This window comes from Peribacillus sp. Hz7, from assembly GCF_042136355.1.
GTDB lineage: Bacteria > Bacillota > Bacilli > Bacillales > DSM-1321 > Peribacillus > Peribacillus asahii_A.
Map to the genome: position 1 here is coordinate 210,869 of NZ_JBHHJV010000005.1, position 26,002 is coordinate 236,870.

The 26,002-nt window shown below is 38.0% G+C and carries 23 protein-coding genes and 2 riboswitches; of the genes, 19 read left to right on the forward strand and 4 right to left on the reverse strand.

Annotation, left to right across the window (positions count from 1 at the left end):
- Positions 1-60 precede the first annotated feature (60 nt).
- The 8 genes from ACE199_RS09905 (at position 61) to ACE199_RS09940 (ending at position 6,940) form a co-directional block, all read left to right on the forward strand.
- Positions 61-756, forward strand: a complete 696-nt coding sequence (locus ACE199_RS09905; RefSeq protein ID WP_375349607.1) for a response regulator transcription factor — start codon at positions 61-63, stop codon at positions 754-756.
- Complete coding sequence (locus tag ACE199_RS09910) at positions 753-2,081, forward strand: sensor histidine kinase (RefSeq protein ID WP_375349608.1); 1,329 nt, start codon at positions 753-755, stop codon at positions 2,079-2,081. The genes ACE199_RS09905 and ACE199_RS09910 overlap by 4 nt, the downstream gene beginning before the upstream one ends.
- Positions 2,082-2,147: 66 nt before the next feature.
- A complete protein-coding gene (locus ACE199_RS09915; RefSeq protein WP_375349609.1) occupies positions 2,148-2,660 on the forward strand; it encodes a PepSY domain-containing protein in 513 nt (170 codons plus the stop codon).
- A gap of 193 nt (positions 2,661-2,853) precedes the next feature.
- Positions 2,854-4,125: a right-handed parallel beta-helix repeat-containing protein gene (locus ACE199_RS09920; RefSeq protein ID WP_375349610.1), complete on the forward strand. Its 1,272-nt coding sequence runs from the start codon at positions 2,854-2,856 to the stop codon at positions 4,123-4,125.
- Positions 4,122-4,676 (forward strand): nitrous oxide reductase accessory protein NosL, encoded by a 555-nt coding sequence (locus tag ACE199_RS09925; RefSeq protein WP_375349611.1) that lies wholly within the window; start codon positions 4,122-4,124, stop codon positions 4,674-4,676. Before ACE199_RS09920 ends, ACE199_RS09925 begins: the two co-directional genes overlap by 4 nt.
- 143 nt (positions 4,677-4,819) lie before the next feature.
- Positions 4,820-5,632, forward strand: a complete 813-nt coding sequence (locus tag ACE199_RS09930) for an ABC transporter permease (protein WP_375349612.1) — start codon at positions 4,820-4,822, stop codon at positions 5,630-5,632.
- Positions 5,629-6,324 (forward strand): ABC transporter ATP-binding protein, encoded by a 696-nt coding sequence (locus ACE199_RS09935; RefSeq protein WP_375349613.1) that lies wholly within the window; start codon positions 5,629-5,631, stop codon positions 6,322-6,324. The genes ACE199_RS09930 and ACE199_RS09935 overlap by 4 nt, the downstream gene beginning before the upstream one ends.
- A 13-nt stretch (positions 6,325-6,337) precedes the next feature.
- Positions 6,338-6,940 carry an SAM-dependent methyltransferase gene (locus ACE199_RS09940; RefSeq protein WP_375349614.1) on the forward strand — a complete coding sequence of 201 codons (603 nt, stop codon included), beginning with the start codon at positions 6,338-6,340 and terminating at the stop codon, positions 6,938-6,940.
- A gap of 547 nt (positions 6,941-7,487) precedes the next feature.
- Here ACE199_RS09940 and shc read toward each other — a convergent pair.
- Positions 7,488-9,365, reverse strand: coding sequence for a squalene--hopene cyclase (shc, locus tag ACE199_RS09945; protein ID WP_375349615.1), 1,878 nt, complete (start codon positions 9,363-9,365; stop codon positions 7,488-7,490).
- 137 nt (positions 9,366-9,502) lie between these two features.
- A complete protein-coding gene (locus ACE199_RS09950; RefSeq protein ID WP_375349616.1) occupies positions 9,503-9,781 on the reverse strand; it encodes a DUF1450 domain-containing protein in 279 nt (92 codons plus the stop codon).
- Between the two features lie 417 nt (positions 9,782-10,198).
- Between ACE199_RS09950 and ACE199_RS09955 the strand changes: the two genes are divergently transcribed.
- From ACE199_RS09955 to ltaS, 5 genes are all read left to right on the forward strand, one after another.
- On the forward strand, positions 10,199-11,152 hold the full coding sequence (locus ACE199_RS09955) for an ABC transporter permease (protein WP_375349617.1): 954 nt from the start codon (positions 10,199-10,201) through the stop codon (positions 11,150-11,152).
- Positions 11,142-12,098, forward strand: a complete 957-nt coding sequence (locus tag ACE199_RS09960) for an iron chelate uptake ABC transporter family permease subunit (RefSeq protein WP_375349618.1) — start codon at positions 11,142-11,144, stop codon at positions 12,096-12,098. The genes ACE199_RS09955 and ACE199_RS09960 overlap by 11 nt, the downstream gene beginning before the upstream one ends.
- The gene (locus ACE199_RS09965) at positions 12,095-12,862 is read left to right on the forward strand and encodes an iron ABC transporter ATP-binding protein (RefSeq protein ID WP_375349619.1); all 768 of its coding nucleotides are present in this window, start codon (positions 12,095-12,097) and stop codon (positions 12,860-12,862) included. The genes ACE199_RS09960 and ACE199_RS09965 overlap by 4 nt, the downstream gene beginning before the upstream one ends.
- 254 nt (positions 12,863-13,116) lie before the next feature.
- Entirely contained in the window at positions 13,117-14,139 is a 1,023-nt protein-coding gene (locus ACE199_RS09970) for a siderophore ABC transporter substrate-binding protein (RefSeq protein ID WP_375349620.1), read from the forward strand.
- 981 nt (positions 14,140-15,120) lie between these two features.
- Positions 15,121-17,094, forward strand: coding sequence for a lipoteichoic acid synthase (gene ltaS / locus ACE199_RS09975; protein WP_375349621.1), 1,974 nt, complete (start codon positions 15,121-15,123; stop codon positions 17,092-17,094).
- 57 nt (positions 17,095-17,151) lie between these two features.
- Here the strand turns inward: ltaS and ACE199_RS09980 are convergent, their stop codons facing one another.
- Positions 17,152-17,769: an RraA family protein gene (locus ACE199_RS09980; RefSeq protein ID WP_375349622.1), complete on the reverse strand. Its 618-nt coding sequence runs from the start codon at positions 17,767-17,769 to the stop codon at positions 17,152-17,154.
- Between the two features lie 128 nt (positions 17,770-17,897).
- Positions 17,898-17,999: riboswitch (guanidine-I (ykkC/yxkD leader) on the forward strand.
- A 53-nt stretch (positions 18,000-18,052) separates the two neighbouring features.
- Between ACE199_RS09980 and sugE the strand changes: the two genes are divergently transcribed.
- Both sugE and ACE199_RS09990 read left to right on the forward strand, forming a co-directional pair.
- Positions 18,053-18,373: a quaternary ammonium compound efflux SMR transporter SugE gene (gene sugE / locus ACE199_RS09985; RefSeq protein WP_127761957.1), complete on the forward strand. Its 321-nt coding sequence runs from the start codon at positions 18,053-18,055 to the stop codon at positions 18,371-18,373.
- Between the two features lie 82 nt (positions 18,374-18,455).
- Positions 18,456-20,135 carry a glycoside hydrolase family 13 protein gene (locus tag ACE199_RS09990; protein WP_375349623.1) on the forward strand — a complete coding sequence of 560 codons (1,680 nt, stop codon included), beginning with the start codon at positions 18,456-18,458 and terminating at the stop codon, positions 20,133-20,135.
- 54 nt (positions 20,136-20,189) lie between these two features.
- On the opposite strand, the gene ACE199_RS09995 is transcribed toward ACE199_RS09990, so the two are convergent.
- Positions 20,190-21,641 (reverse strand): amino acid permease, encoded by a 1,452-nt coding sequence (locus ACE199_RS09995; RefSeq protein ID WP_375349624.1) that lies wholly within the window; start codon positions 21,639-21,641, stop codon positions 20,190-20,192.
- Between the two features lie 175 nt (positions 21,642-21,816).
- A riboswitch (Lysine riboswitch) is annotated at positions 21,817-22,000 on the reverse strand.
- Between the two features lie 379 nt (positions 22,001-22,379).
- Between ACE199_RS09995 and ACE199_RS10000 the strand changes: the two genes are divergently transcribed.
- From ACE199_RS10000 to ACE199_RS10015, 4 genes are read left to right on the forward strand one after another with little or no spacing between them, the layout of a single operon-like run.
- The gene (locus ACE199_RS10000) at positions 22,380-23,300 is read left to right on the forward strand and encodes a metal ABC transporter solute-binding protein, Zn/Mn family (RefSeq protein ID WP_375349625.1); all 921 of its coding nucleotides are present in this window, start codon (positions 22,380-22,382) and stop codon (positions 23,298-23,300) included.
- A 12-nt stretch (positions 23,301-23,312) separates the two neighbouring features.
- Positions 23,313-24,065, forward strand: coding sequence for a metal ABC transporter ATP-binding protein (locus tag ACE199_RS10005; RefSeq protein WP_127761953.1), 753 nt, complete (start codon positions 23,313-23,315; stop codon positions 24,063-24,065).
- Between the two features lie 10 nt (positions 24,066-24,075).
- A complete protein-coding gene (locus ACE199_RS10010; protein ID WP_375349626.1) occupies positions 24,076-25,005 on the forward strand; it encodes a metal ABC transporter permease in 930 nt (309 codons plus the stop codon).
- A complete protein-coding gene (locus ACE199_RS10015) occupies positions 24,998-25,876 on the forward strand; it encodes a metal ABC transporter permease (protein ID WP_375349627.1) in 879 nt (292 codons plus the stop codon). Before ACE199_RS10010 ends, ACE199_RS10015 begins: the two co-directional genes overlap by 8 nt.
- The last annotated feature ends 126 nt before the right edge of the window (positions 25,877-26,002 follow it).

Genomic DNA, 26,002 nt, shown 5'->3' on the forward strand with positions numbered 1-26,002 from the left:
CTGTTCTCATAATATTTTAATGTTGGTTCGCTACACTAATAATAGAAAGGTGGGAATAGGATGGGGAAGCGAATCTTAATTATTGAAGATGAACAAAGCATTGCCCGTGTTCTGACGCTTGAATTGCGTCATGAAGGATACGAAACAGATACCGCTTATACAGGAAAAACGGGGTTAGCAAAAGCAGAACAGGAACAATGGGACTTAATTTTACTAGATGTTATGCTTCCAGAACTGAATGGAATTGAAGTTCTCCGCCGTTTTCGAAAAAACGATACACATACGCCCGTTATTCTCGTAACAGCTCGGGATGCCGTGCCGGATAAAGTAAGCGGCTTAGACCATGGTGCAAATGATTATGTGACGAAACCGTTTGAAATAGAAGAATTGCTGGCTCGAATACGGGTGTGCTTACGCCAATCCCATCACACAAATGTAGAAGAAGATAAGGACCTTTTAATTGTTGAAAATCTTCGTCTGCAGCTTGGAACGAGAGAGGTCAGAAGAGATAATCAGAACATTGAGCTAACGTCTAGAGAGTTCGATTTACTTGTCTATTTGATGCAAAATAAAAATCAAGTGCTGTCACGTGAACAGATTTTAACACATGTTTGGGGCTATGATTTTACAGGTGATACAAATGTAGTTGACGTATATATCCGTTATATTCGGAAAAAAGTAGACGATCCTTTTGAGTGTCCGTTAATTCATACGCATCGAGGAGTGGGGTATAGCATAAAGGAGCACCGTCGATGAAAATCAGAACGAAAATTCAATGGTATTCGATGTTATTTTTGGCAGTCATGCTATTGATGTTAAGTGCTTTAGTAGCAATCGCGTTCTTTTGGCTTTCCCTGCAAAGAGAACAGGAATTTTTAGAAGAACAAGCTCAACTGATTGAAGAAAATGTCGGCTTAACAAGCCATTTTGCTGATATCGAACCAATGATTCCGGATGATGGGATGGTGCGCATCTATCATGGGAAAGAGAACGCGGTCTCTCCATTTACGGAGGAAGAGGAATTGCTTGCTTTAAAGACAAAGTATGTATCAGAGGATGATTTTGAACTAAGTAAAGTTGATGGTGAGTACATTTTAACATATCGTTTGCCTGTAAAAAATAAAGGGCAGCAACAGGGCGTTATTGAAGTTTCACAACCAATTGAATCAGTGATCGATCATTTAGCAATGCTCACAGTTGTGCTCTTAGCTATGTCTTTATTCGTTATTTTTATCTCTATTTTTGCTAGTAAACGGTTAGCGACACTTATTTTAAAGCCTGTTTCCATTATGAGTCGTACGATGGTTGAGATTGAACAGAGCGGTCAATTTAAGAAAATTCCTTTGCCGGATAAAGCGAAGGATGAGCTTGAACAAATGGGAGCCGCTTTTAATAGAATGATGGCTCGTCTAGAACAGAATTATTATCAACAGCAGCAATTTCTCTCAGATGCTTCTCATGAATTGAAAACACCGATTACGGTGATTGAAAGTTATGCTTCTCTTTTGAAGAGATGGGGAAAGGAAGAGGCGGATATTCAAGAAGAGGCAGTAGAGGCCATTCATCATGAGGCCTTAAGAATGAAGGAACTAACGCAAAACTTATTGCAAGTGGCTTCTAAAAACAATCTTTCTATTGAAAAGGTTGAAATCGTTTCATTATGCAGGCAGGTGGCACGGAATTTTAGTCAAACGTCGAATCGCATCGTGCAAGTGATAGCGAAGCCAGAAGAGGTTACTTATGAAACAGATGCTAACCGATTCGAACAAGTACTAATTATTTTAGTTGATAATGCATTGAAATACAGCGAAACGGATGTTACGGTTTCGATTGAGGTTGCTGAAGAAGTCTTAATGATTCGTGTTCAAGATCAAGGAGTTGGAATTCCTAAACAAGATATACCACATGTTTTTGAGCGGTTCTATCGAGTTGATCCTTCAAGAACAAGAAGCACGGGTGGGAGCGGCCTTGGTTTATCGATTGCTAAATCAATTGTGGATTCACTAGGAGGAAGAATTGCCATTGAAAGTGAAGTAGGAGTTGGAACAACTGTGAATATCTCATTTCTCATCAAATTTTAATCTAGCTCTTATCTTGTTTTCATTTTACTATCCTATGATGAAGTTACTAACAGATAGGAGGGTTTTATGATGAAAACATTTTTTACAAAGAAAATGATGATAATAGCAGTGGTAACGGGAGTGTTAATTATCGGAGGGATTTCCGGGATTACGGCTTATGCTTTAAACGCAGGGGCGGTTTCAAAAGAGGAAGCGGTTAAAAGTGTTTCTGAACAAATGAAAGGTGAAGTGACGAAAGTTGAGCCAGATTTAGATGATGCATCGTTGACATACGAAATGACAGTGAAAACCGAAAATGGTTATGAAGATGTTGAAATGAACGCCTCTAATGGGAAAGTAATTGAGCGAGAGTACGATGACGATCATTATGCTAGCTATCCAACAGCTAAGATTAGTCTTGAAGAAGCGGAGAAAATTGCTTTGAAGGAAGTAGCGAATGGGACGATTACAGATGTTGAGTTGGATATGGAAAATGGTCTGCTCGTATATGAAATTGAAGTAGAGAAAAAGTGGTTGGAGTATGACTTAGTGATTGATGCAAACACGGGGGATGTGCTTCATGTAGAGAAGGAAGATTAAGGAGAAGAGTTTACCTGCCTGTTATATAGGTAGGTAAACTCTTTTTCGTGTTTAAAAAATAAAGATTTTCGCGATACTGTAAGGAAGAATGCCAAATGGTTTTGTATTCATTCATATATTCTTCAAACTTTTTTCACAATTATAGAATTTAATAATAGAGAGAAGTTTTTTAAGGGAGCGAGGTGAAGGCGTTATGAGACAGTTGAAGTATATGCTATTGACCCTCGTTCTAGTTTTGCTTTTGCCGTGGGAGACAGATGCAGCAACATTACAATCTAAAATTGAACGCGCTGTACCTGGTGAAACGATTGAGATATCGGAAGGGATATATGAAGAAAATCTCATAATCACAAAACCGATTACATTGAAAGGTCAAGGGGAGGTACTGATTCGTTCATGTGAAGAACAGCCCGCTATTACGATTAAAGGAGAACATGTTTCACTCGAACAAATCCAAGTAGAATATTGTGGTGAGGAAGAGGAAGCAACAGCTATTTCAATCTCAGGCTCTAAGCATCAGTTAACTGATTTTGAAATTGAAACAAAACGTTACGGTATTCGACTTGATGGAGCGAGCGAAGTAAATATACAAAACGGCCTCATTATTGGTCAAAGAAAAGGAAATGGTATTGATTTATGGGAATCTAGTCATAATACGATTCAAAATATGAAGATTGCCAAGGTGCAAGACGGAATTTACTTAGAACAAAGTCACAAAAATACACTAAGTCAAAATCATATTCAAGGCTCTCGATATGGGATGCATTTAATGTTTGCCGATGATAATGTGCTCGAAAAAAACATCGCTCAGTATAATATGACGGGAACGATGTTAATGCGTGTTAATCGTGTGCAAGTGGTAGGCAATGATTTCTCTTATAACCGTAATAATGTTAATGCACAAGGGCTGTTAATTTATTTTGTAGAAAATAGCCGCATTGCTGAAAACTCACTTACTGGAAATCGAGTCGGAATCTATATGGAAACATCTGAAGACAATGTGATGGCAAACAACAAAGTCATGGATAACTTTATTGGAGTTCAGTTTACTAAAGCGAATAATAATCAATTAACTCAAAATACGTTTGTTGGAAATGTAAATGAGGCGCAAGCAATTGAGAGTTCGAATAATGAAATTCATCATAATTATTGGGACGCTTCAGCTAAGCTCGATCTGAAGGGCAAAGGGGAAAGTATATTCCCGTTTGTGGCGGATCCTTATTTTTTAACATTAACAGCGGATGTGCCTGAATTTCAATTATTCTTTCAGTCACCTGGCGTGCTGCTGCTGCAAAAAATGTTGAAAAGCCCGGCTGATCAAGTATTAACGGATGAAGCACCTTTGGTGGGAACAACGATGGAAGTGGAAAGAACAGAGACGTCTACATCAACGTTATGGGTGATGAGTGTAGGAATGATGATTGTTAGTACAAGCTTATTTATAGTAGGGAGGAAAAGAGTATGAAAAAGAAGTTTTTTAGTTTTTTAGTATTAATAGGTGTTCTATCTATGTTAGCTGCATGCGGTGATCAGGAAGTTCAACCAGTAGCTATTAATGAAGAAACAGATACGTGTGCGACTTGTAATATGGCTGTAGCAGATAATCAGTATGCTACCCAAGTTATTTTAGAAAATGGAAAGTCGCTTATATTTGATGATTTGGGCTGTATGTATGGATGGCTGAGTGAAAATAAAGATCAAAAAATCGATGCCGAGTTCGTACGTGATTACGATAATAAAGAGTGGGTATCAGCGGATGATGCTACCTATGTATATAATCAATCGGTGAAAACACCAATGGCTTATAATGTAATTTCCTTTGAACAAAAAGCGGATGCAGAGAAATTTGTAGCAGATCATGCAGGTAGTACATTAATGACAGCAGATGAGTTAGCAAAACATAGCTGGACGCAAAATCATGAAATGATGCAGAACATGGGAGAAGGGCATTCTCATTCTGAAGACGGAACAGAAGAATCAGGTCATGATATGAAGCAACAGAATACAAGTCATTAATGGATTAGTGGGAAGAGGGCCGGCGCATTTTTCTGTGTCGCCCTTTTTCTATGAGGAATAGATAAAAAACATCATTTGGTTGATAGGTTTTGATGTCTGGCTGCAGGCACATTGCTCTTTTCTTAAGGAGGGGGAGAATTACGATGTGGAATATTTGGCGTTCTGAATTACGGATGACAGTGCGGCAGCGTTCGTACTATTCATTTCTCATTTTATGGGTCGTTGTGTTATCTTTGCTTTTTTTACTGCAAAATAGCGCGCCATCCTTAACTGGCTATACAAATATGACAGGGACAGTTGCGAATATTGCATTGTATATTATTCCGCTGTTCATGCTCATTATCGGTTCATTTTCAATAGCGAATGAAGTGGAGAATGGACAATGGCGTTTATTAAGTACGTATCCACTGTTTACCTTATCTTACGTAATCGGAAAAATCGGAGGTCAATTTACCGCCCAGTGGATTGTATTTACATTTAGCTTCGGGATTAGTATGGCGATTAGTTTAGTCATCGGTGGCGGCTTTTCGATGAAATGGCTATGGGCCATTTATCTTTTTTCCGTTACCTTACTATTTTTCTTTCTTGTTATAGGAGTTTGTATCGGTTCTTTTGTAAAAACTCGTTGGCAGGCATTATCGATTTCCGTGATGCTATGGTTTTTCTTAATTATGATTTGGCCAACTGCTTTAATTGGGATACTTGGCGCAGTACCATATACGTGGATTGCTCCGTTAATGAATGTATTGTTATTCCTTAATCCTGCAGAACTCATTAGGGTTGCTTTTGTTATTAGTCTTGATGCAGGCTCTGTTTTTGGTCAAGCTTACGATCCTTTAGTTAGTTTTTTAGAAACGTCTCTTTCTATACTGATTTATATCCTCTATTTTATCTGCTTTTTATCGGTTTCATTTTTATTTTCGATGGGGATGCTTGAATGGAGGAAGAGACGATGACAAGATTGAAGGTGGATGGCGTTTCTAAAGTATATAAGGAAAAAACAGCTCTGCACTCATGCTCTTTTGAAGCAGAAGCAGGTAGCTGTGTCGCTTTATGTGGCGGGAATGGGGCAGGGAAAAGCACGTTACTCCAAATGATTGCGGCGATTAGCACACCGACTACAGGTACAACCATTATTGATGATATTAATATAAAAGATGATCGAGAAAGTTATTTGAAGAAAATTGGGTTTATGCCCGATGATTTCTATGCTCAAGAAATGATGACAGTGGAAGAGTTTTTGAACTTTTACGGGGCATTTAGAAAAGTAAAGAAACAACGGATTAATCAAGTGATTGAATTAATTGGATTAACAGATAAACGTCGTGAATTAGTAAAAAGCTTGTCTAAGGGAATGAGACAGCGGTTAATATTTGGACAATCGATTCTAGCCGAACCAGCTGTTTTATTAATGGATGAGCCGACAAATGGCTTGGATCCATATTGGGTCAATCGTTTTGTTGAAATTATTAATGAGATCAAGAAGAGTGGAACTACTATTGTTTTCTCAACACATATGATGGATGTGGCTGCTGAGACAGGGGACTTGATTATATTTATGAAACAAGGTGAAGTGATTGAAAAGATTGTTCATAAAGGAACAGTTGAAGAAACAACGATTCAATTAATGAAGCTTCATCGTCAATAAGGAGGGGGCGTTTATGAACCCGTGGAATACGCGTTTTGAAAATGAGAATTATGTATATGGAACAGAGCCGAATGCATTCTTAGCGGACATGCAGCTAAAGCTTAATCTGTCAGGTAATGCTTTAGCGATTGCAGAAGGCGAAGGTCGTAATGCTGTTTTTTTGGCAGAGCAGGGTCTAAATGTGACAGCTTGGGATTATGCTCAATCTGGTCTACTGAAAACAGCAAAGTTAGCAACATCGCGTGGCGTTGTTGTTGAAACCGAGCTTGTTGATTTGCAGACAGCACAATGGATAGATAATCGCTGGGATGAGTTGGTTTGTATTTTTGGTCACTTTCCGAAAGAATTGCGCCAAAAAACGTTACAAGGTGTGAAAGCTGTGGTAAAACCGGGTGGTTATTTTATAACAGAGGTGTACTCCATTCATCAAATTCCATATAAAAGTGGCGGACCGCGAGAACAGGAACTATTATATGCACCAGAAGAATTTTTAGAAACGTTTGGGGACTGGCGAATTGTTCACTTTTTTATGGGAGAGGTCATTCGCCATGAAGGGGAGCTTCATAATGGCTTATCTCATGTGATTCAGTTTGTAGGACAGAAGCCAATCAAGTAGAGAGAAGGAGCTATTTCAAAGCAGAGGCTTTGATGCAGCTCTTTTTGGTTTGAAACTGACCACTCCCATGGCTAAAGCCGCTGGGGTTCTTTCTCACAAATATCCCACTTACCACCTTCCATAGGAAGAGGCAGAGGCGAGACTTGGGTGAGCAACACTTGAGAGAAAAACAGTCTTTCAAGAGGGCAAGGTCGGTGCCAACTACGCCGTTCAACCGGCGATACTTGTCTAGGATTACGATACCGCACTCTTTCTATGAAGAGTGTTGGTCGGCAGAACGTTGAACATTTTACGTGACAGACGTTTTTCCTGCCACAACCACCTATGTTCAGTTTTCAAAGAACATCCTATATACCAAATTATACCATTTGAAATGCGTGATGTACAGAACGTATTTTCGGTATTTTATCTGTACACCGCATTTGAACGAACATTCATCCCATCCCTAAAGGGGGGGCAGTGCACCGTAATGGGCTTTCTTTTCTCAAAATCTGTAAAAATCCCGCTAATTCATGGAATTAAGGCAGGATTATAAGAGATAGTGAAATTAGCTATATTTATTTTGATAATGACTTAATGCAAGCAGTGGGAACAGATATTTATAACTGTGGTAGTTCCAATAGATATAACCTGCTAAACCTTGACCAACGGGATAATTTTTCGCCCGGTTTGACGCTTCGCTTTGATTAAGAAGAAAGGAAATTCCGCGTTCAATGGCAGGGGTTGGCTCATTACTAACCGCAATAAGAGCATCTACCGCCCATGCGGTTTGTGTGATGGTGCTTGTTTCCAGTGGTATATACGTTCTATGGATATCACTGTAACAAGATTCTCCCCAGCCGCCATCTTCATTTTGAATCTCTTTTAACCAATTGACTGCTTTTTGGACAGCATAGTGCTCGGATGAATATCCAACTGCGGCCAATCCAGTTAGAGCGGCCCATGTTCCGTAAATATAGCAAACACCCCAGCGACCAAACCATGAACCGTTGCTTTCTTGGTGACGAATCAGCCATTTACTGGCTTGCTTGCTGACGTGATTAGGGTTTTTAATATTAGCAAAATTGCCGAGAAATTCTAATGCTCGCCCCGTTAAATCAGCTGTGGATGGATCGGATAGAATGAAATCAGCATTTTCTATTGGAAGATAAGTAATCCACGATTTATCCACATTTCTTTCAAAAGCCGGAAATCCACCATCTTTATTTTGCATGGATAAGGTAAAGTTAAGTCCACGCTGCCAGTTGTTTTGAGCATGTAATTGATGTCTCAGCGCTCGTAGTGAAGCGGTTGTATCATCTACATCGGGGTTCATCGTACTGCCATTTGAAAATCCCCAGCCGCCGGGTACAGCTTGTGGATTGTGAATCACCCAATCGCCATATTTCTCTTGCTGTTGAGAGAGTAAATAAGCAGTCGCTTTTTGAATGACGGAATCTTGACTAGATACGCCAGCTTCTTGAAGAGCATAACTAATTAAAGCCGTATTCCAAACAGAAGCTGTTGTAAATTGAACATGCGAATATCCATCGATTGAAGTGGTCATTGCTTTAAGGCCGGCGACGGCTTTTGTAATGATGGGAGCGTCTTTAGAATAACCAAGAGCAAGGAAGGCAAAAATCATAAAAAAAGTTGCGCTGAAGTAGTTGTATAATGTACCATCACTTTCAATCCGATCTGTCATATAGCGTTTGACAGAGGCTGTAGCTAAGGAATGTAAAGAATGAGGTAAGCCGATTAATGAGGCGACCCCTTCTTGCACTTTCGAAAATAGAGAACGATATTCATCTGTGCGAAATTCTTCCCACAACTGTTCCTCTTCTCGTTCTTCTTTTTTTGCATATAAATCCTGTAAATTCGGACTACTGCTTAGTCTGATCCGAAATTTTTTATGAGCGAGAAGCAGGAGGGGAACGAAATGAACGCGGCTATAGACAGAAAAATCGTACATGCTAATAGGGCTGGTCGGTGGCAGTAATATCGATTCGAGCGGGATCGGAAACACGAGGGGCCATTTAATTTGTCCAGTAATGGTCAGCATCGCTTTAGTAAATAGTTTAGCCTTTTTTATGCCGCCCTTTGAAAGGATAAACTGGCGAGCTTTACGTATAGGCGGATCGTTTTTTTCATAATGCCCACTATAAAGCAGAGCATAATAGGCTTCAATGGTAACCGAAAGATTTCCTTCCTTTTCGTCTTTGAAAGTCTTCCACGCCCCATTAGCTTCCTGTTTACTTGCGATTCTTTCTACTAAGGAAGAAATCAATGCTTCATCCTTCATATCAAGAATGGTAAGTAAAATAATCATATAGGCGTCTGGTGTGATGCCCATTTCGAATGGATATTCCCATGCTCCATTAGTTGTTTGATCAGTTTTTAAGCGTTGAATGAGACGATCGATTTCGGGTTGAACATGCTGAGTCAATCAGAATCCTCCCTTGTATACTTCATTTTTCATAAATATATGCATGAAATGATGTAGCGTGCGGTCTATCTTGTTGCTTTCATTTGGGTTTGTTAAATAATCTTTAGGGTCAAAATCAAGTCCTGGGTGAAGGGAATCTAGAGCTTTTTTGGTAGCTGTTCTTTAAGAAGTTGCAAAAGCTCGTCCATATGATTGGCTTCAATTACTTGTCCATCTACAATGGCATAGGCAGCTTTGCGACAAGTGGAACAGTTGCTTATGCATTCATATTCCTTATAGTGAATGTGTGATTGGTTTAGAAAGTGACCGAAGTCGAGTGCTGTTTCTTCATTTAAATAACGATCGAGATTATTTTGACAAAATTCTATTTGTATCTTTTTTTTAGAGGGGAAAAATTTCGAGAAAAATATTTTCATATATATCGCGTCCCTTGTACAAAAATGGCTTGTTACATACATGATTCGACAAAATAAACATATATAATTGGCAAAATCGGTTGACACTATAATATTAGATGTTAAAATATTTATTGTAAAGTTTTATTGATAATGAATATCATTTGCTATATTCCATTATATGGGTTTAATAAAAATTCTAATGGAAGTGACTGCTTGTTTCAACTAGATTAAAAAAAGCAGAAAGAATTAGGATGAAGTGAATGTTAGATAAGTGTTTGAAATTATGAAAATATTCATTTTCTTATCTATCTTTTTTGTAGGATGGTATTTCGGGATCGATTTAAAAATTTTCTTTATATACAATTGAATTGGCACTCAGAATGATAATCATTTTCAATTGTCATACTGGGAATAAACACATTATGAGGATTACAAATGAGAATATGGATGTTAATAGTTGCAGCTGTAGTCCTGTCATTTATATCGCTATTTATCGGGGCGATTGATATTAAGCCGAGTGACTTGCTCGACTGGAATTCGGATAAGACACAAATTTTCTTAGCAAGTCGAGTGCCTCGTTTAATGGCGATTATATTGGCAGGAGCAGGAATGAGTATTGCTGGTTTAATTATGCAGTCTTTAAGTCGAAATAAATTTGTCTCTCCAACGACTGCTGGTACGTTAGATGCAGCAAAATTAGGAATTTTAATTTCAATGCTGTTCTTTACCAATGTAACCTATACGCAGCAAGTTATTTTTAGCTTTGCCTTTGCCTTAGTAGGAACATTAATTTTTATGCAAATTTTGGATCGTATTAAATTTAAAGATGTCATTTTCGTTCCATTAATCGGGATTATGTACGGGAATATTTTGTCATCGGTTACGACATTTTTTGCATATGAAGCAGATCTTCTCCAAAATATTTCATCTTGGTTAATGGGAAGCTTCACATTAATTATTGCAGGACGCTATGAACTGTTATACATAAGTATTCCAGCGGTTATTTTAGCGTATCTTTATGCGAATAAATTTACAGTCGCAGGTATGGGAGAAGATTTTGCCAAAAACTTAGGCTTAAGTTATAAGTTTGTGTTAAATATAGGTCTTATCCTTGTGGCAATTATTGCTACAACTGTCGTACTAACTGTCGGTGTTATTCCGTTTTTAGGTTTAATTGTTCCTAATATTGTATCTCTTTATTTAGGTGATAATTTACGCAAAACTATTCCACATACAGCAGTATTAGGCGTTGTCTTCCTGTTAGTATGTGATATTATTGGACGTATTATTGTTCACCCTTATGAGATTCCGGTTAACGTAACTGTGGCAGTAATCGGTAGTGTGATCTTCTTAATTATGTTATTTAGGGGGAGAGCATATGCGAAATAATAGTACGAAGTTGATTTTTTTAGCGGTATTAGCGATTATTTGTATTTTACTTTACGGATTTTACGATATAAAAGGCGGCTTTGATTACGCCTTCCCAAAACGTATGATGCGTGTTACGGCAATGGTTATAACAGGTATTGCGATTGCGTATTCGACAGTCGTGTTCCAAACAATTACACATAACCGCATTTTAACACCTTCTGTTATGGGCCTTGATTCTATGTACGAAGTAGTGCAAACCTTAATTTACTTTTTTGCAGGGTCAATGTCGATTTGGGTATTAAATAAATATTTGAATTTCGGTGCAGCGATTATCGCAATGGTATTATTTGCACTCGTTTTATATCGTTTCTTATTCCGAGCGGATAAGCATCCTATTTATTTACTTCTTTTAATTGGGATGATTTTAGGAACGCTTTTAGGAAGTCTTGTGACATTTTTACAAGTACTGATTGATCCAGTGGAATATTTAAATCTGCAAACTCGCTTGTTTGCGAGCTTTACAAACGTAAATTCTGACTTGTTATATATTGCAATCGGTATTTTACTCCTTGCGTTTATTTACGGTTATCGCATTATGGGGAAGTTGGATGTTATGTCACTTGGTCGTGAAAATGCGATTAACCTTGGGATTAACTATGACCGTCTAGTAATGAATATCTTAATTTTATCGTCGGTTTTAATTGCGACATCAACAGCACTAGTTGGTCCGATTACGTTCTTTGGCTTAATCGTAGCGAATCTTTCCTATCAGTATTTAGTTACATATAGGCATTCTGTTTTAATTTTAGGTGCAAGTTTAATTAGTATTATTGCATTAGTCGGTGGCCAGTTCCTCATTGAACATATTTTTGAATTACGTACGACGTTAAGTGTAATTATTAACTTTATCGGTGGTATTTACTTCATTTATTTATTATTAAAGGAAAGTAGGTCAGCAGGATGATTGAACTTAAAGGACTAACAAAGCGATTTGGTAAAAAGCCTGTTGTAGAAGATGTATCTGTAACCATCGAGCAGGGGAAGATTACATCGTTTATCGGACCGAACGGTGCCGGGAAATCTACACTTCTTTCTATGGTGAGCCGATTGCTAGATGCAGATACAGGGGAAGTATTACTTGATAAAAATGACGTTAAAAAGTGGAAATCTTCTGAGTTTGCGAAGCGTGTTTCGATTTTGAAGCAAGCAAACTATATTAATGTTCGATTAACGATACGTGAGCTGGTTGCATTTGGCCGCTATCCGTATTCGAATGGACGTCTTACAGCAGAAGATGAGAAATTTATTGACCAAGCGATTGAATATATGAACTTAACAGAGATGCAAGATAAGTTTTTAGATGAGTTATCGGGCGGTCAAAGACAACGTGCGTTTATTGCAATGGTTATTGCCCAAGATACGGATTATGTATTACTTGATGAGCCTTTAAATAACTTAGATATGAAGCATTCTGTTCAAATTATGAAGATTTTACGTAAGCTTGTAGATGAGCTTGGTAAAACAGTTGTCATTGTATTACACGATATTAACTTCGCGTCTGTTTACTCAGATCGTATTGTCGCGTTGAAAAACGGTAAGCTTGTGAAAGACGGGCCGACGCATGAGATTATTAATTCGGATGCACTGCGTGAAATTTACGATATGGATATTCCAATTCAAGAGCAAAATGGATGTCGCATTTGTGTGTACTTCAATTCACATACGTAAGCCAAGTGAATGGTCGTAAAGAGCAGCCTAGAGAAGACACAAGTGTAACTTCTCTAGGTGTTTTTTTAAAAATGACACAACTGTAACTTTAAACTATGGATTATTGATAGATCACTTGTTCTGAAAAAAATAAATAATTATTCAAAATGGTATTGACGATAACAATTAATAACCCTATAATGAAAATGGTTATCACTGATAATGATTATCATTAATAATAAAAATATAAACTACATAAAAGGGGAGTAACACGCATGAAAAAATGGAAATTAGCTAGTGCAATGTTAGCCATGTCTTTAATGCTTACTGCTTGTGGTTCTAACGAAGAGACTGCAAAAGAAGAACCAAAGGAAACTACAACAGCTAAAGATCAAGCTACAGAGGGACAAGATGCTGTTTATCCAATGACTGTATCTCCAACAACTGCTTCAACTGAAAGTGAGGAAGCAGGTACAATCAACTTTGAAGATGTGACATTTGAAACTATGCCGAAAAAAATCGCAGTGTTTGACTATGGATTCTTAGACACATTAGATGCGCTTGGTGTTGAAGGCGTTGTAGGTCTTCCTAAAGACTCTACTTTACCAGATCACCTTGAAGAATATGCGGATGATAAGTACACAAGTATCGGTACTTTAAAGGAGCCATTACTTGAAGATATCGCTGAAATTGACCCGGATGTAATTTTTATTTCTGGTCGTCAAGCTCCATATTATGAACAATTAAAGGAAATCGCTCCTGTAGTATTCGTTGGTACTTCTCAAGATGACTATTGGAACACATTTTTAGCTTCTGTAGATACTGCAGCTAAAATGTTCGGTAAGGAAGCCGAAGCTAAAGAATATCTTGCTAAATACGATTCAGCTTTAGAAGAAATTAAGGCTTTAGCTGGTAACTATGAAACATCATTAGTTACTATGTATGATCAAGGTAAATTATCTGGCTTCGGAGAGGACTCTCGTTACGGTTATATGTATGACATCTATGGTTTCAAACCAGTAACAGATAATATCGAAGCTTCTTCTCACGGTTCTAACTTCGGCTTCGAAGCAATTTTAGAATTTGATCCGCAAGTGTTATTCGTAATCGACCGTACAGCAGCTACAGGTGAAAAATCTAACATCAAAGCTGATATGGAAAATGAAATCATCAAGAAAACAGAAGCTTACAAAAACAATAGAATCGTTTACTTAGATGGTCCACTTTGGTACTTAAGCGGTGGAGGCTTACAATCAGAGCTTGCAAAAATTGAAGAAGTTTTAGCTGAATTAAAATAGGTCAATAATTTGTGTATGGGGCTTTCCAAAAGTTAGTGAAAACTGACTCTTTGGAAAGCCTGTTTTGGTTGTTTCATGGCTAGCATTCTCAATACAAAGATACAGCAGAACATGCAGGCGGATTAAAAGAGCCTGACTTTGAAGCAATTAATGAATTAGCACCAGAATGGATGTTAATCTCTGGGCGTTAAGCAGAAGTATATGAAGAATTAAACAAAATGGCTCCAACTGATAAAAAAGGTCTGATTGTTTTAACATCTGGTGGCAGTTTAGTGTCTCTTGATAAAATGATCAGTGATATTGAAGCAGCTGTGAAGTATTTGAAGAAGGCAGCCTAATTTCGTTCATTTGACGAGGATAGGTGGCTTTTTCATTTATATAGGAAGAAAAAGATAAGCGACTTTACTTTTGATTCTCCAGCGCTTGTATTTTCGCTTTAATCGGTGAATAATAACTTATAATAAAGGGGCTACCTTGAAATAACGGTTATTTCATTCAGTTATGTGCCTAATATTTTGCATGGCTGTTTGTTCAATAATGTTGTTAAATTTAGCTCATTCATGTGAAATCGTTCAATAATATTCATTAGAATAGCGATTATAAACAAGGTTTATTTTCTTCCAAAATATTGAACTTTGTAGCATTTTTTTTATAAGTCGTTTATAATTGAGTACAGCCTAGATGCGTGTAGTTTATAGTATTATTTATTGGCAAGTTCACGAATGATTTTATATAGTATAAGAGTGAATGTGAGGATGCAAAGAGCAATATGAAAATTAGGTGATGATTTGTAAAGTTCATTCATAAGATAGTGAGGTGCCAGAATACAAGTTGTCTCAGAATGTAGCAACAATGGGTTTTATAGGTGATTGATTAATGAACTTATAAGTGTTAGTATTAGCTTTATTGTTTTTCCGAAGTTTATAAAGAAGTTGTAACAGTAGGTATATACGTTACCACTAGATTAGTAGAGGTGAAACCATGAATAACTTTTTTAAAAAAGGCCAGCAGTTCTTGATTGATCATACTCTTGGCTTTTTCTTAATTGCAGTCGTCATGTTTTGGATTAAAACATATATTGGGTATCAAGTGGAATTTAGTTTAGGCATTGAGAATGGATTACAAAGCTTTTTATTATTTATTAATCCCTTAAGTTCGGCCGTTCTATTCTTTGCTTTAGCATTATTAGCAAAAGAGAAAAAGATGATTAAATGGATTATTCGTTTAAATGTAATTTTCTCACTATGGTTATTCTTTAATATTGTGTATTATCGTTCATTTACGGACTTTATTAGTTTACCAACATTAACACAAGTACAAAATGCGGGGAATTTAGGATCGAGCGTATTAGCGCTTTTTAAACCATATGATGTATTGTACTTTGTAGATACTGTTATTCTCTTTGTTCTATATAAATGGAAAGGGAAAAAATTCGTAGTTGTTAAACCAAAGCGTCGGACAGTTGCAATAGTGTTTCTAACAGGGATTGCTATTTTTACTGTAAACCTAGCATTAGCAGAGAAAGATCGTCCGCAGTTATTATCAAGAACGTTTGACCGTAACTATATTGTGAAATATTTAGGTCTGTATAATTACACAATATATGATGCTGTTCAAAATACAAAAACATATGCTCAACGTGCAACAGCTAGCAGCACGGACTTAACCGAAGTTGTCAACTATACGAAGGCAACGAAGGCTGAACCAAATCCGAAATACTTTGGTGCAGCAGAAGGAAAGAACGTCATTTACCTTCATTTAGAGTCGATGCAAAACTTCTTAATTAATTATGAATTAAATGGTGAAGAAGTAACACCATTTTTAAATTCATTAGCTAAGAGTAAGGACTTTATGTATTTTGATAATTTCTTCCATCAAGTGGGACAAGGGAAGACAGCGGATGCAGAGTTTATGTTAGAAAACTCTTTATTCGGATTACCGCAAGGAGCGGCATTTACAAATCGGGCACAAAATACGTATCAAGCAGCTCCAGCTATTTTAAAACAAGAGGGATATACATCAGCGGTGTTCCATGGGAACTATAAATCATTCTGGAATCGTGACAAGATGTATAAAGCACTTGGCTTTGATAAGTTCTTTGATGCGGAATATTATGATATGAAAGAAGAAGATGTTGCAAGTTATGGATTGATGGATAAACCGTTTTTCAAGGAGTCTATTCCTAAATTAGAAACGCTTCCACAGCCTTTCTATGCGAAGTTTATTACGGTATCTAATCATTTCCCTTATGCAATTGACCAAGATTTAACAACAATTGGTAAGCATACAACAGGTGATGCATCAGTAGATAACTACTTCCAAACAGCTCGTTATGCGGATGAAGCACTAAAGGAATTCTTTGTATACTTGAAGGAATCAGGATTGTATGATAACTCAGTGATTGTGATGTATGGTGATCACTATGCTATTTCTGATAATCATATGTCTGCGATGTCAAAAGTTATGGGTAAAGAAGTTGGCGAGTTTGAACATAGTCAATTACAACGTGTGCCATTATTAATTCATGTACCAGGTGTTGAAGGTGGCGTACAACATCAATATGGTGGTCAAATCGACCTTAGACCGACATTGCTTCATTTATTAGGTGTAGATACGAGTGAATATGTACAATTCGGTACAGACTTATTATCTAAGGACCATAATGAAATTGTCCCATTCCGAAATGGCGATTTCGTAACTCCGAATTTCTCATTGGTTAAAGGAAAATATTATGATACGAACACAGGCGAAGTGCTTCAAGAAAATGAAGAAATAAAAAAAGCTAAAGAGTCTGTTGAGATGAAGCTAAATCTTTCTGATAAAGTTGTCAATGGCGACTTGCTTCGTTTCTATGAACCAGAAGGCTTTGTACCTGTTGATCCAAACGACTATGATTACACATATAGAGAAGAAGAGCAAACAAGTACACCTTCTTCTAATAAAGAATCCAAGTAAAGTAAAAGGAGCCTAGAATCAATTTCTAGGCCCTTTTATTTTTGTATGGAAGTTTCACTATTTAGCAAGCATTTGTGCAATATATTTTCTTATTTCTTCTGGCTTTCCAGCAATGGTATCTTCACGAACTTGATCTTTTGCAACCTTTTCCTTTGCCTTTGTTAGAATTTCTTCAGCATTTTTTTGTGCCACAACAACAACACCGTCTGCATCGCCGACAATAATATCTCCTGGGTAAACAGCGACGCCGCCGCATGAGATTGGCACATTAATATCGCCAACTCCTGCTTTGCCGCTAGAAGCGACTGTTGTACCTCTTGAGAAAACAGGGAAATCTAGCTCTTTAATGGCTACGATATCTCGAATTACTCCGTCAACAACTAATGCACGGATGCCCATCGTTTTCATTAAACCAACAACAAAATCTCCAGCAATAGCACGATATGTATCCCCTTTGCTATCCACAACAAGTACATCACCAGGTTGTGCGGCTCCAATGGCCTTTAAGACAGCACGATTATCATTAATCGGCAGCTGAACGGTCAATGCTCGTCCAGCAAAGCGATAATGCTCCTGTAAAGGTTTGATAGCGGAATTGAGGTTGTTTAATCCATCGAGTACATCTGAAATCGCCGTTGTGGGGATATTTTGAAACTCCGTAATGATATTTTCCATCCAATGATTCCTCCTAGTAAACTGTTATATAACAATTATACTATTTTAATGAATAAATAGAAAATATTTCTTTGTAAAAAAATTCATGTGTTTGCCCCTATATATATTGTGTGTTATAGTAAGGGCGATATTAAAGTTTCTAGGGTTCCGCGATTGTGAAGGTCGGACTGGTCCGAGAGAAACGCGCAAGATTCAGTTTGCGTACACGGAGGGATAAAAGCCCGGGAGGTATTGAAAAATATACTTTCCGGGCTTTTTGCTGTGAAAAAGAGGAGGAGAAAAAATGGCGTGGCTTTATTTAATCATTGCAGGAGTATTTGAAGTGATATGGGCAACCAGCTTAAAATATACGGAAGGATTTACGAAAATCATTCCATCTGTTATTACTGTTGTTGGGATGATTATTAGTTTTTATTTTTTATCAGCAGCAATTAAAACATTACCGCTTGGAACGGCTTATGCGATTTGGACAGGAATTGGCGCTGTCGGAGCGGTTACTATAGGAATTATCTTTTTTCAGGAGCCGAAAGACTTCCTGCGTCTCTTCTTTGTAGGTTGTATTGTAATAGGGATTATTGGTTTAAAGGTTACTTCTTCTCAGTAGGCAAGTTTTTTTAGGTATTGCTCTGACTGAGCATATTTAACAGTTTTCCTTTTTATAATAGGGATAGAAGGGAGTGGCTGAAATGGAGAGAAGATGGTGGAAAGAGGCGGTTGTCTATCAAATTTATCCACGGAGCTTTATGGACAGCAATGGCGATGGAATTGGTGATTTACAAGGCATTATGATGAAGCTCGATTATTTGCAAACGCTTGGTGTCGATGTCATTTGGCTATCTCCAATTTATCAATCTCCTAATGATGATAACGGATATGATATTAGTGATTATCACTCGGTCATGAGCGAATTTGGAACAATGGCTGATTTTGAAAGGCTGTTAAAGGCGCTTCATGAACGGGGAATGAAGCTGGTGATGGATCTCGTTGTCAATCATACGTCAGATGAGCATGAGTGGTTTGTTGAATCAAGGTCGTCTAAAGACAATCCGAGGCGAGAGTATTATATATGGCGCCAAGGCAGGAATGGACAACCTCCTACGAACTGGGAATCTGTTTTTAAAGGGTCTGTCTGGGAATATGATGCCAATACAGATGAATATTATTTACATTTATTTAGTAAAAAGCAGCCGGATTTGAATTGGGAAAATGAAGCGGTACGAAAAGAAATTTATGAAATGATGAAGTGGTGGCTGGATAAGGGAGTCGATGGATTCCGAATGGATGTTATTAACTTGATTTCCAAGGACCCTGCTTTTCCAGATGGATATGTGTATCCAGGAAAACAGTATGGAGACGGTAGTCCGTATATTATGAATCGCCCTCGGTCACATGAGTTTTTGCAAGAAATGAATCGGGAAGTATTGGCGCAATACGATATTATGACAGTTGGTGAGGCGCCTGGAGTTAATCCAGATCAAGCGAAATTGTATACAGGGCAAAAGCGGAATGAATTGCAAATGGTATTTCAATTTGAACATGTGGATTTAGGGGGAGGACCAGAAGGGAAATGGAGTAATGGTCCGTGGAAGCTGACTGATTTGAAACATATTTTAACGAAATGGCAAAAGGGTTTAGAGGAGGATGGCTGGAACAGCTTGTATTGGAATAATCATGATCAGCCACGAGTCGTTTCTCGATTTGGTGATGATGGCATGTATCGAGAAGTTAGTGCCAAAATGTTAGCGACTTGTCTTCATATGATGCAGGGCACTCCTTATGTTTATCAAGGGGAGGAGCTTGGGATGACCAATGTGGCCTTTAATCAGTTAGATGAATATCGAGATATTGAAACAATTAATGCCTATCACGAGCTCGTATACAGCCGAGGGTGGTCACATGATCAGATGATGGCTGCTATTCATGCTCGCGGGCGTGATAATGCGAGAACACCGATGCAGTGGAATAACTCTAAGCATGCAGGTTTTACATCGGGTACTCCATGGATTGCAGTAAATCCTAATTATCCACAAATTAATGCTGAAGAGTCTATTAATAATCCAGCATCTATTTTTTATTATTATCGAATGTTAATTGAACTGCGAAAGAAATATAGCATTATTGTCTATGGTCGTTATGATTTACTTTTTCGAGAAGATGAACGTATTTTTGCGTATATGAGAACATTAGGAGAAGAGAAGCTGCTTGTGCTTTGTAATTTCACAGCTGATGCTGCTGACTTTTTCTTATCGGAAGAATTCCTTCACAAATCAGCTAAGCTATTAATTAGTAATTATAATCAGAGGAATGAGGATGAAATAAACGAGGCTCCACTACGCCCTTATGAATGCCGTGTGTACTATCTATAGTAGAATCTATAAAGAAAGAACCCGATATAAAATATCAGGTTCTTTTTCTTTATATTATTCAGCTTTAAAGTCGCATTCCTCAAGAGGAATCAATTTCGTTTTATGTCTAATTTTATATCCAATCCACACAATGAAGAATAGGACTAAGCCAATGTACGAGACAAGCATAGAATTCCAGTCAATTCCGTCCGTTGAGAACGCTTGATATCCTTGTCCAATAATGATGATGATACAAAGAACCAATGCTAATATTGGGCCGAAAGGGAATCCTTTTGCACGATATGGTAAATTATCTAAACTATGTCCTTGAGCAATGTAAGCCTTACGGAATCGATAATGAGCAATAGCAATTCCGACCCATGTTACAAAACCAGCCATACCTGAAGCATTTAATAGCCAAATATAGACGACACCATCTCCAAATAAAGAAGCGGAGAAAGCAAGTGTACCGACTAATGCTGTGACAATAAGGGCATTCACAGGAACGCCGCGTTTGTCTAATTTACCAAGGAATTTAGGTGCCTTTCCATCGCGGGCTAAATCCCAAAGCATACGCGTAGATGCGTACATACCAGAGTTTCCAGCGGACAATACAGATGTTAGAATAACTGCATTCATAACAGAAGCAGCGAAAGCAAGACCGGCTCTTTCAAATACAAGTGTAAATGGGCTAACCGCAACCTCATCACTTAACAGACGGGCATCTGTAAATGGAATAATCATACCAATAACTAGAATAGCTAAAATATAGAATAAAATAATACGCCAAAATACAGATTTAATAGCTTTAGGAATATTTTTCTCAGGCTCTTCACTTTCTCCTGCTGTTACGCCAAGCAGTTCAGTTCCTTGGAAAGAGAATCCGGCCACCATGAATACACCAAGGATTGCGAAAAATCCACCGTTAAATGGACCACCATCTGCGACGAAGTTAGAGAACCCGATTGGATCGTTTCCTCCCATAATGCCAAAAATAATAAGGATTCCGGTAACAATAAAGATTACAACTGTTACAACTTTAATCATGGCAAACCAGAATTCTGCTTCTCCAAAGCCTTTAACAGATAAGTAGTTGAATAAAAACATAATCACTAGTGCCAAAGCGCTCCATAAAAGAGACGGGCTGTCCGGGAACCAGAACTTCATAATAAGAACAACGGCCGCTAGTTCTGCAGCGATTGTAATGGCCCAGTTATACCAGTAATTCCAGCCAATGGCAAAGCCAAAGGATGGATCAACGAACTTAGATGCGTATACGCGGAATGAACCTGCAACTGGCATAAAGGCCGCCATTTCGGCCAGACTTGTCATTAAGTAGTACACCATAAGTCCAATAGCTGCATATGCAACAAGTGCTCCGCCAGGTCCAGCTTGATGAATAGCTCCTCCACTAGCTAGGAATAAACCAGTCCCAATTGTTCCACCTAAAGAAATCATCATTAAATGACGAGCTTTTAGATTTCGCCTTAATTGGGATGGTGGTGTTGATGAGTTTAAATTTTTCATACATGTAACACTCCTTTTAAATTAGAAGGAAGGGACATTAGAAAAACATGAATTATCGCTTTTAATGGCGAAAGTCGATGTGTTTTTATACTTAAGAGAAGTTAAACTTTCTTAAAGTATAAAAAAACAGCCATCGAAAGATCGACGGCTGTTTTCTATAAACCCGTGTAATCCTTCCGAAGATAGCTCCCCACGTTGCTGAAACAACGTGACAGTAATGTGCCTATTCGGTCACACCACCAGCAAGATGACTCCAAGAAAATCGTCTTGCTTCGGCAACTTATCCTTTTAAACGAAGTCATCGATATTCTTGTATCTCACTCGTTCTACTTTTATAAGCCGCAGCCTCTACCCCATCGGTTAATGAGGAAATATGCATTTTTTATTATACCAAAATTATAATCTAGTGGCTTGAATAGTGCAATAATAACTTATTGGAAAGGGCTGATAGTTACGGTTTGAGTTTTCTGAATATTCGATATAAATGGTGTTTTACGAATAGGTTTAACAGATTTTTTAAATGGCTCTATTATTATTCTAGAATATAAAATATTTAGATAATTAAATAAAAACGTAAAAAAAGGTTGCACCTTTGCATATAAATTATGTATATTATAAAATAAGTTTACCTAAGGAAACTTTTTGGTGCTTGTCCATAAGATAGTTCGGTCTGTATTTTTTTATACTTAGTTTTGCATTAAGGAAACATTTATAACTACACGAAAAAGGGGGATGTATATGAAATTCATATGGAAGTCAATGGTGAGTGTTGTGCTTGTTTTTCTTTTATTAGTCGGATGTTCAACGGAGACGGATAATCAAACAGAAGGCAAGCTTGTGGTAGTAGCGACAACGGGAATGATTGGAGATTTGGTGGAAAATATTGGTGGGGAGCATGTGGAGGTAACAAGTTTAATGGGGCCAGGAGTCGATCCACATTTATACAAAGCAACTCAAGGTGATGTCAAGACACTTGATGGGGCAGATATGATTCTATATAACGGTCTTCATCTTGAAGGGAAAATGGAAGAGATTTTTGAGCAAATGGGTAAGAAAAAAACGACGATTGCGGTTTCTAAAGATATTGCTAAGGAAGAACTGCATGAAGTAAAGGCTGGGCAATATGATCCGCATATTTGGTTTGATGTTACGCTGTGGATGCAAGCTGCCGATACGGTCAATGAAGCATTAATAAAGGAAGATCCAGCCAATAAAGAAAGTTACCAAAAGAATTACGAAGCATATATTGAGAAATTAAAAGAACTACATGAATATGTTCAATCTGAAATCAATACGATTCCAAAATCACAACGTGTACTTGTTACAGCGCATGATGCATTTGGCTATTTCGGTGCAGCGTATGGATTAGAAGTGAAAGGGCTGCAAGGAATGAATACCGTATCTGAATACGGTTCTAAAGATGTCACCGATTTACGTGATTACTTAGTAGAAAAACAAATTAAAGCGATCTTCGTAGAAACGAGCGTTCCTAAAAAAGCGATTGAAGCGGTTATTCAAGGTGCTGAAAAACAAGGGCATACTGTGAAAATTGGAGGAGAATTATTCTCAGATGCAATGGGAGAAAAAGGAACAGAAAAAGGAACGTATCTTGGAATGGTTCGTCACAATACCGATACGATTGTAAATGCGTTGAAATAAGGAGGGGTTTAGATGCCGAATGTATTAAAAGTGGAAGATTTTACGATTGCTTATCATAAAAAGCCAGTTATTGAATCCGTTTCTTTTGAAGTACCAGAAGGCAAGCTAATTGGGATTATCGGGCCAAATGGGGCAGGGAAATCAACTTTAATTAAAGGAATTTTAGAACTTGTTCCGCGCATTTCCGGGAAAGTAACGATTCAGGGAAAATCATATAGAGCGATGCGAAAAAACGTAGGCTATGTGCCGCAGCGTGAATCTGTTGATTGGGATTTTCCGACGAATGCTTTAGATGTTGTTATGATGGGGCGTTACGGCCACTTAGGATGGCTAAAGCGCCCTGGCAAGGCGGAAAAGCAAAAGGCGTTAGAGTGCTTAGACAAAGTAGGGATGGTTGATTATGCAAATCGACAAATTAGTCAGCTATCGGGCGGGCAACAGCAACGAATTTTTTTAGCAAGAGCTTTGGCGCAGGAAGCCGATTTATATTTTATGGATGAACCGTTTGTTGGTGTGGATGCAGCAACAGAGAAAGCGATTATTCAATTGCTTATGGAGCTAAAGCAGAGTGGCAAAACGGTGCTTGTCGTTCATCATGATCTTTCAACAGTAAAAGAGTATTTTGACTGGACGATTCTACTGAATAAACAGCTTATTCAAATAGGACCGACAGAAGAGGTGTTTACTCCGGAGCATTTACAAAAAACGTACGGCGGTAAACTTGCCATTTTATCTGATTCACAATCAGGATTGTTAATAAATTGAGGTGGAATCAATGAGTATATTAGAGGTCCTTCGTGACCCCAACACACAGTGGATTTTACTTGGAACGCTTTTGCTCGGTTTAAGTAGTGGTGTTATTGGAAGCTTTGCTTATCTTAGAAAACAATCTTTACTTGGAGATACACTTGCTCATGCAGCGCTTCCGGGTATTTGTATCGCTTTTATTTTAACCGGGGTTAAATCGATTTCTTTCTTTCTCTTTGGGGCAGCTATTGCTGGGATGATTGCGGTATTCTTCATTAGTGTATTAACAAAATATAGTCGAATTAAGCAAGATTCGGCGCTTGGGATTGTATTATCTTCTTTCTTTGGATTAGGTATTGTTTTATTAACACAAATTCAACAAAGTTCTTACGGAAATCAGAGTGGATTGGATAAATTTTTGTTTGGACAGACGGCCTCTATGGTCATGACCGATGTGTATGTGATGATGGGGGTGTCACTTGTTTTAATCTTAGCTTGTACGCTGTTTTTTAAAGAATTTAAACTTTTATCTTTTGATCCAGGTTTTGCAAAGGGAATTGGTTTACCTGTCTTGTTATTGGATTATATTATTATGCTATTAATTGTTGGAGCGGTTGTGACTGGAATTCAAGCGGTTGGCGTTGTATTGATGGCGGCTTTACTCATCACACCAGCTGTTTCAGCTAGGTATTGGACAGAGCGATTACATGTAATGGTGATATTATCTGGTGTGTTTGGTATGGTAAGTGGAATAAGTGGTACGCTGCTCAGCGCAACTGTGAACAATTTACCCACCGGTCCACTGATTGTTCTTTCGGCAACGGGGTGGTTTGTATTTTCCTTATTATTTGCTCCGAATCGCGGCGTGGTAGCGAAGCTTTGGCGAAGGGTAGATACGAAACGGAAATATGAATTAATGCGTAAACTGCAAAAACAAGGAGTGCATCGCTATGAATGATTTTTGGATTATCCTTGTTGGGGCACTTGTTGCTTGTTCTTGTAGTGTTGTCGGTTGTTTTTTAGTGGTCAGAAAAATCGCGATGGTGGGAGATGCGATTAGTCATTCCGTATTGCCTGGAATTGTGTTAGCGTTTCTGTGGAGCGGATCAAGAGAATCTATTTTCATGTTAATGGGAGCTGCGCTGCTTGGGCTATTAACTGTTTTTTTGATTCAACTATTTCAAAACTCAGGTGTTCAGGGGGATGCAGCGATTGGTGTTGTATTCACATCGCTTTTTGCTATCGGTGTTTTATTAGTTAGTTTGTATACGCAGCAAATTGATTTTGACTTAGAACATGTTTTGTATGGGGAGATTGCGTATACGCCGTGGCATATGCTGACGATTGCAGGTCAGGATATGGGCCCGAGGGCCATATGGATGGTTGGAAGCAGTTTCCTCATTAATATAGTTCTCATCTTTGTATTCTTTAAGCAGTTTAAAATTTGTTCATTCGATGCAGCACTGGCAGCAGCAATGGGAATTCCCGTGATGTTTTTTCATTACTTATTAATGAGCCTTGTTTCCGTAACAACGGTCGCAGCTTTTGATAGTGTCGGTGCGATTCTTGTCGTGGGTATGCTCATTATTCCGGCTGCTACAGCGTATTTATTAACAGATCAATTACATCGGATGATTATAATCAGCATGGTTGTGGGCATTTTAAGCTCGGTAGTTGGCTATTATGCAGCGACTGCTTTAGACGCTTCAATTTCGGGATGTATGGTATGTGCTGCCGCTCTATTCTTTACTTTAGCGTTCTTGTTTTCACCGAGTCATGGGCTAATCAGCCGGGTTTGGCGTCGTAAAGTCTCGTTAAAGAGTATTTAAAGAATGTACGATGTTTAGCGCAAGCTGCCTAGCCTTGAGAGGGTGACCAAGGCTCCTTGCGCTTTTCTTATACTATCAGAATTTATAAATGGTCATAACTTCTCCTTCGATATAGTTGTGATTTTG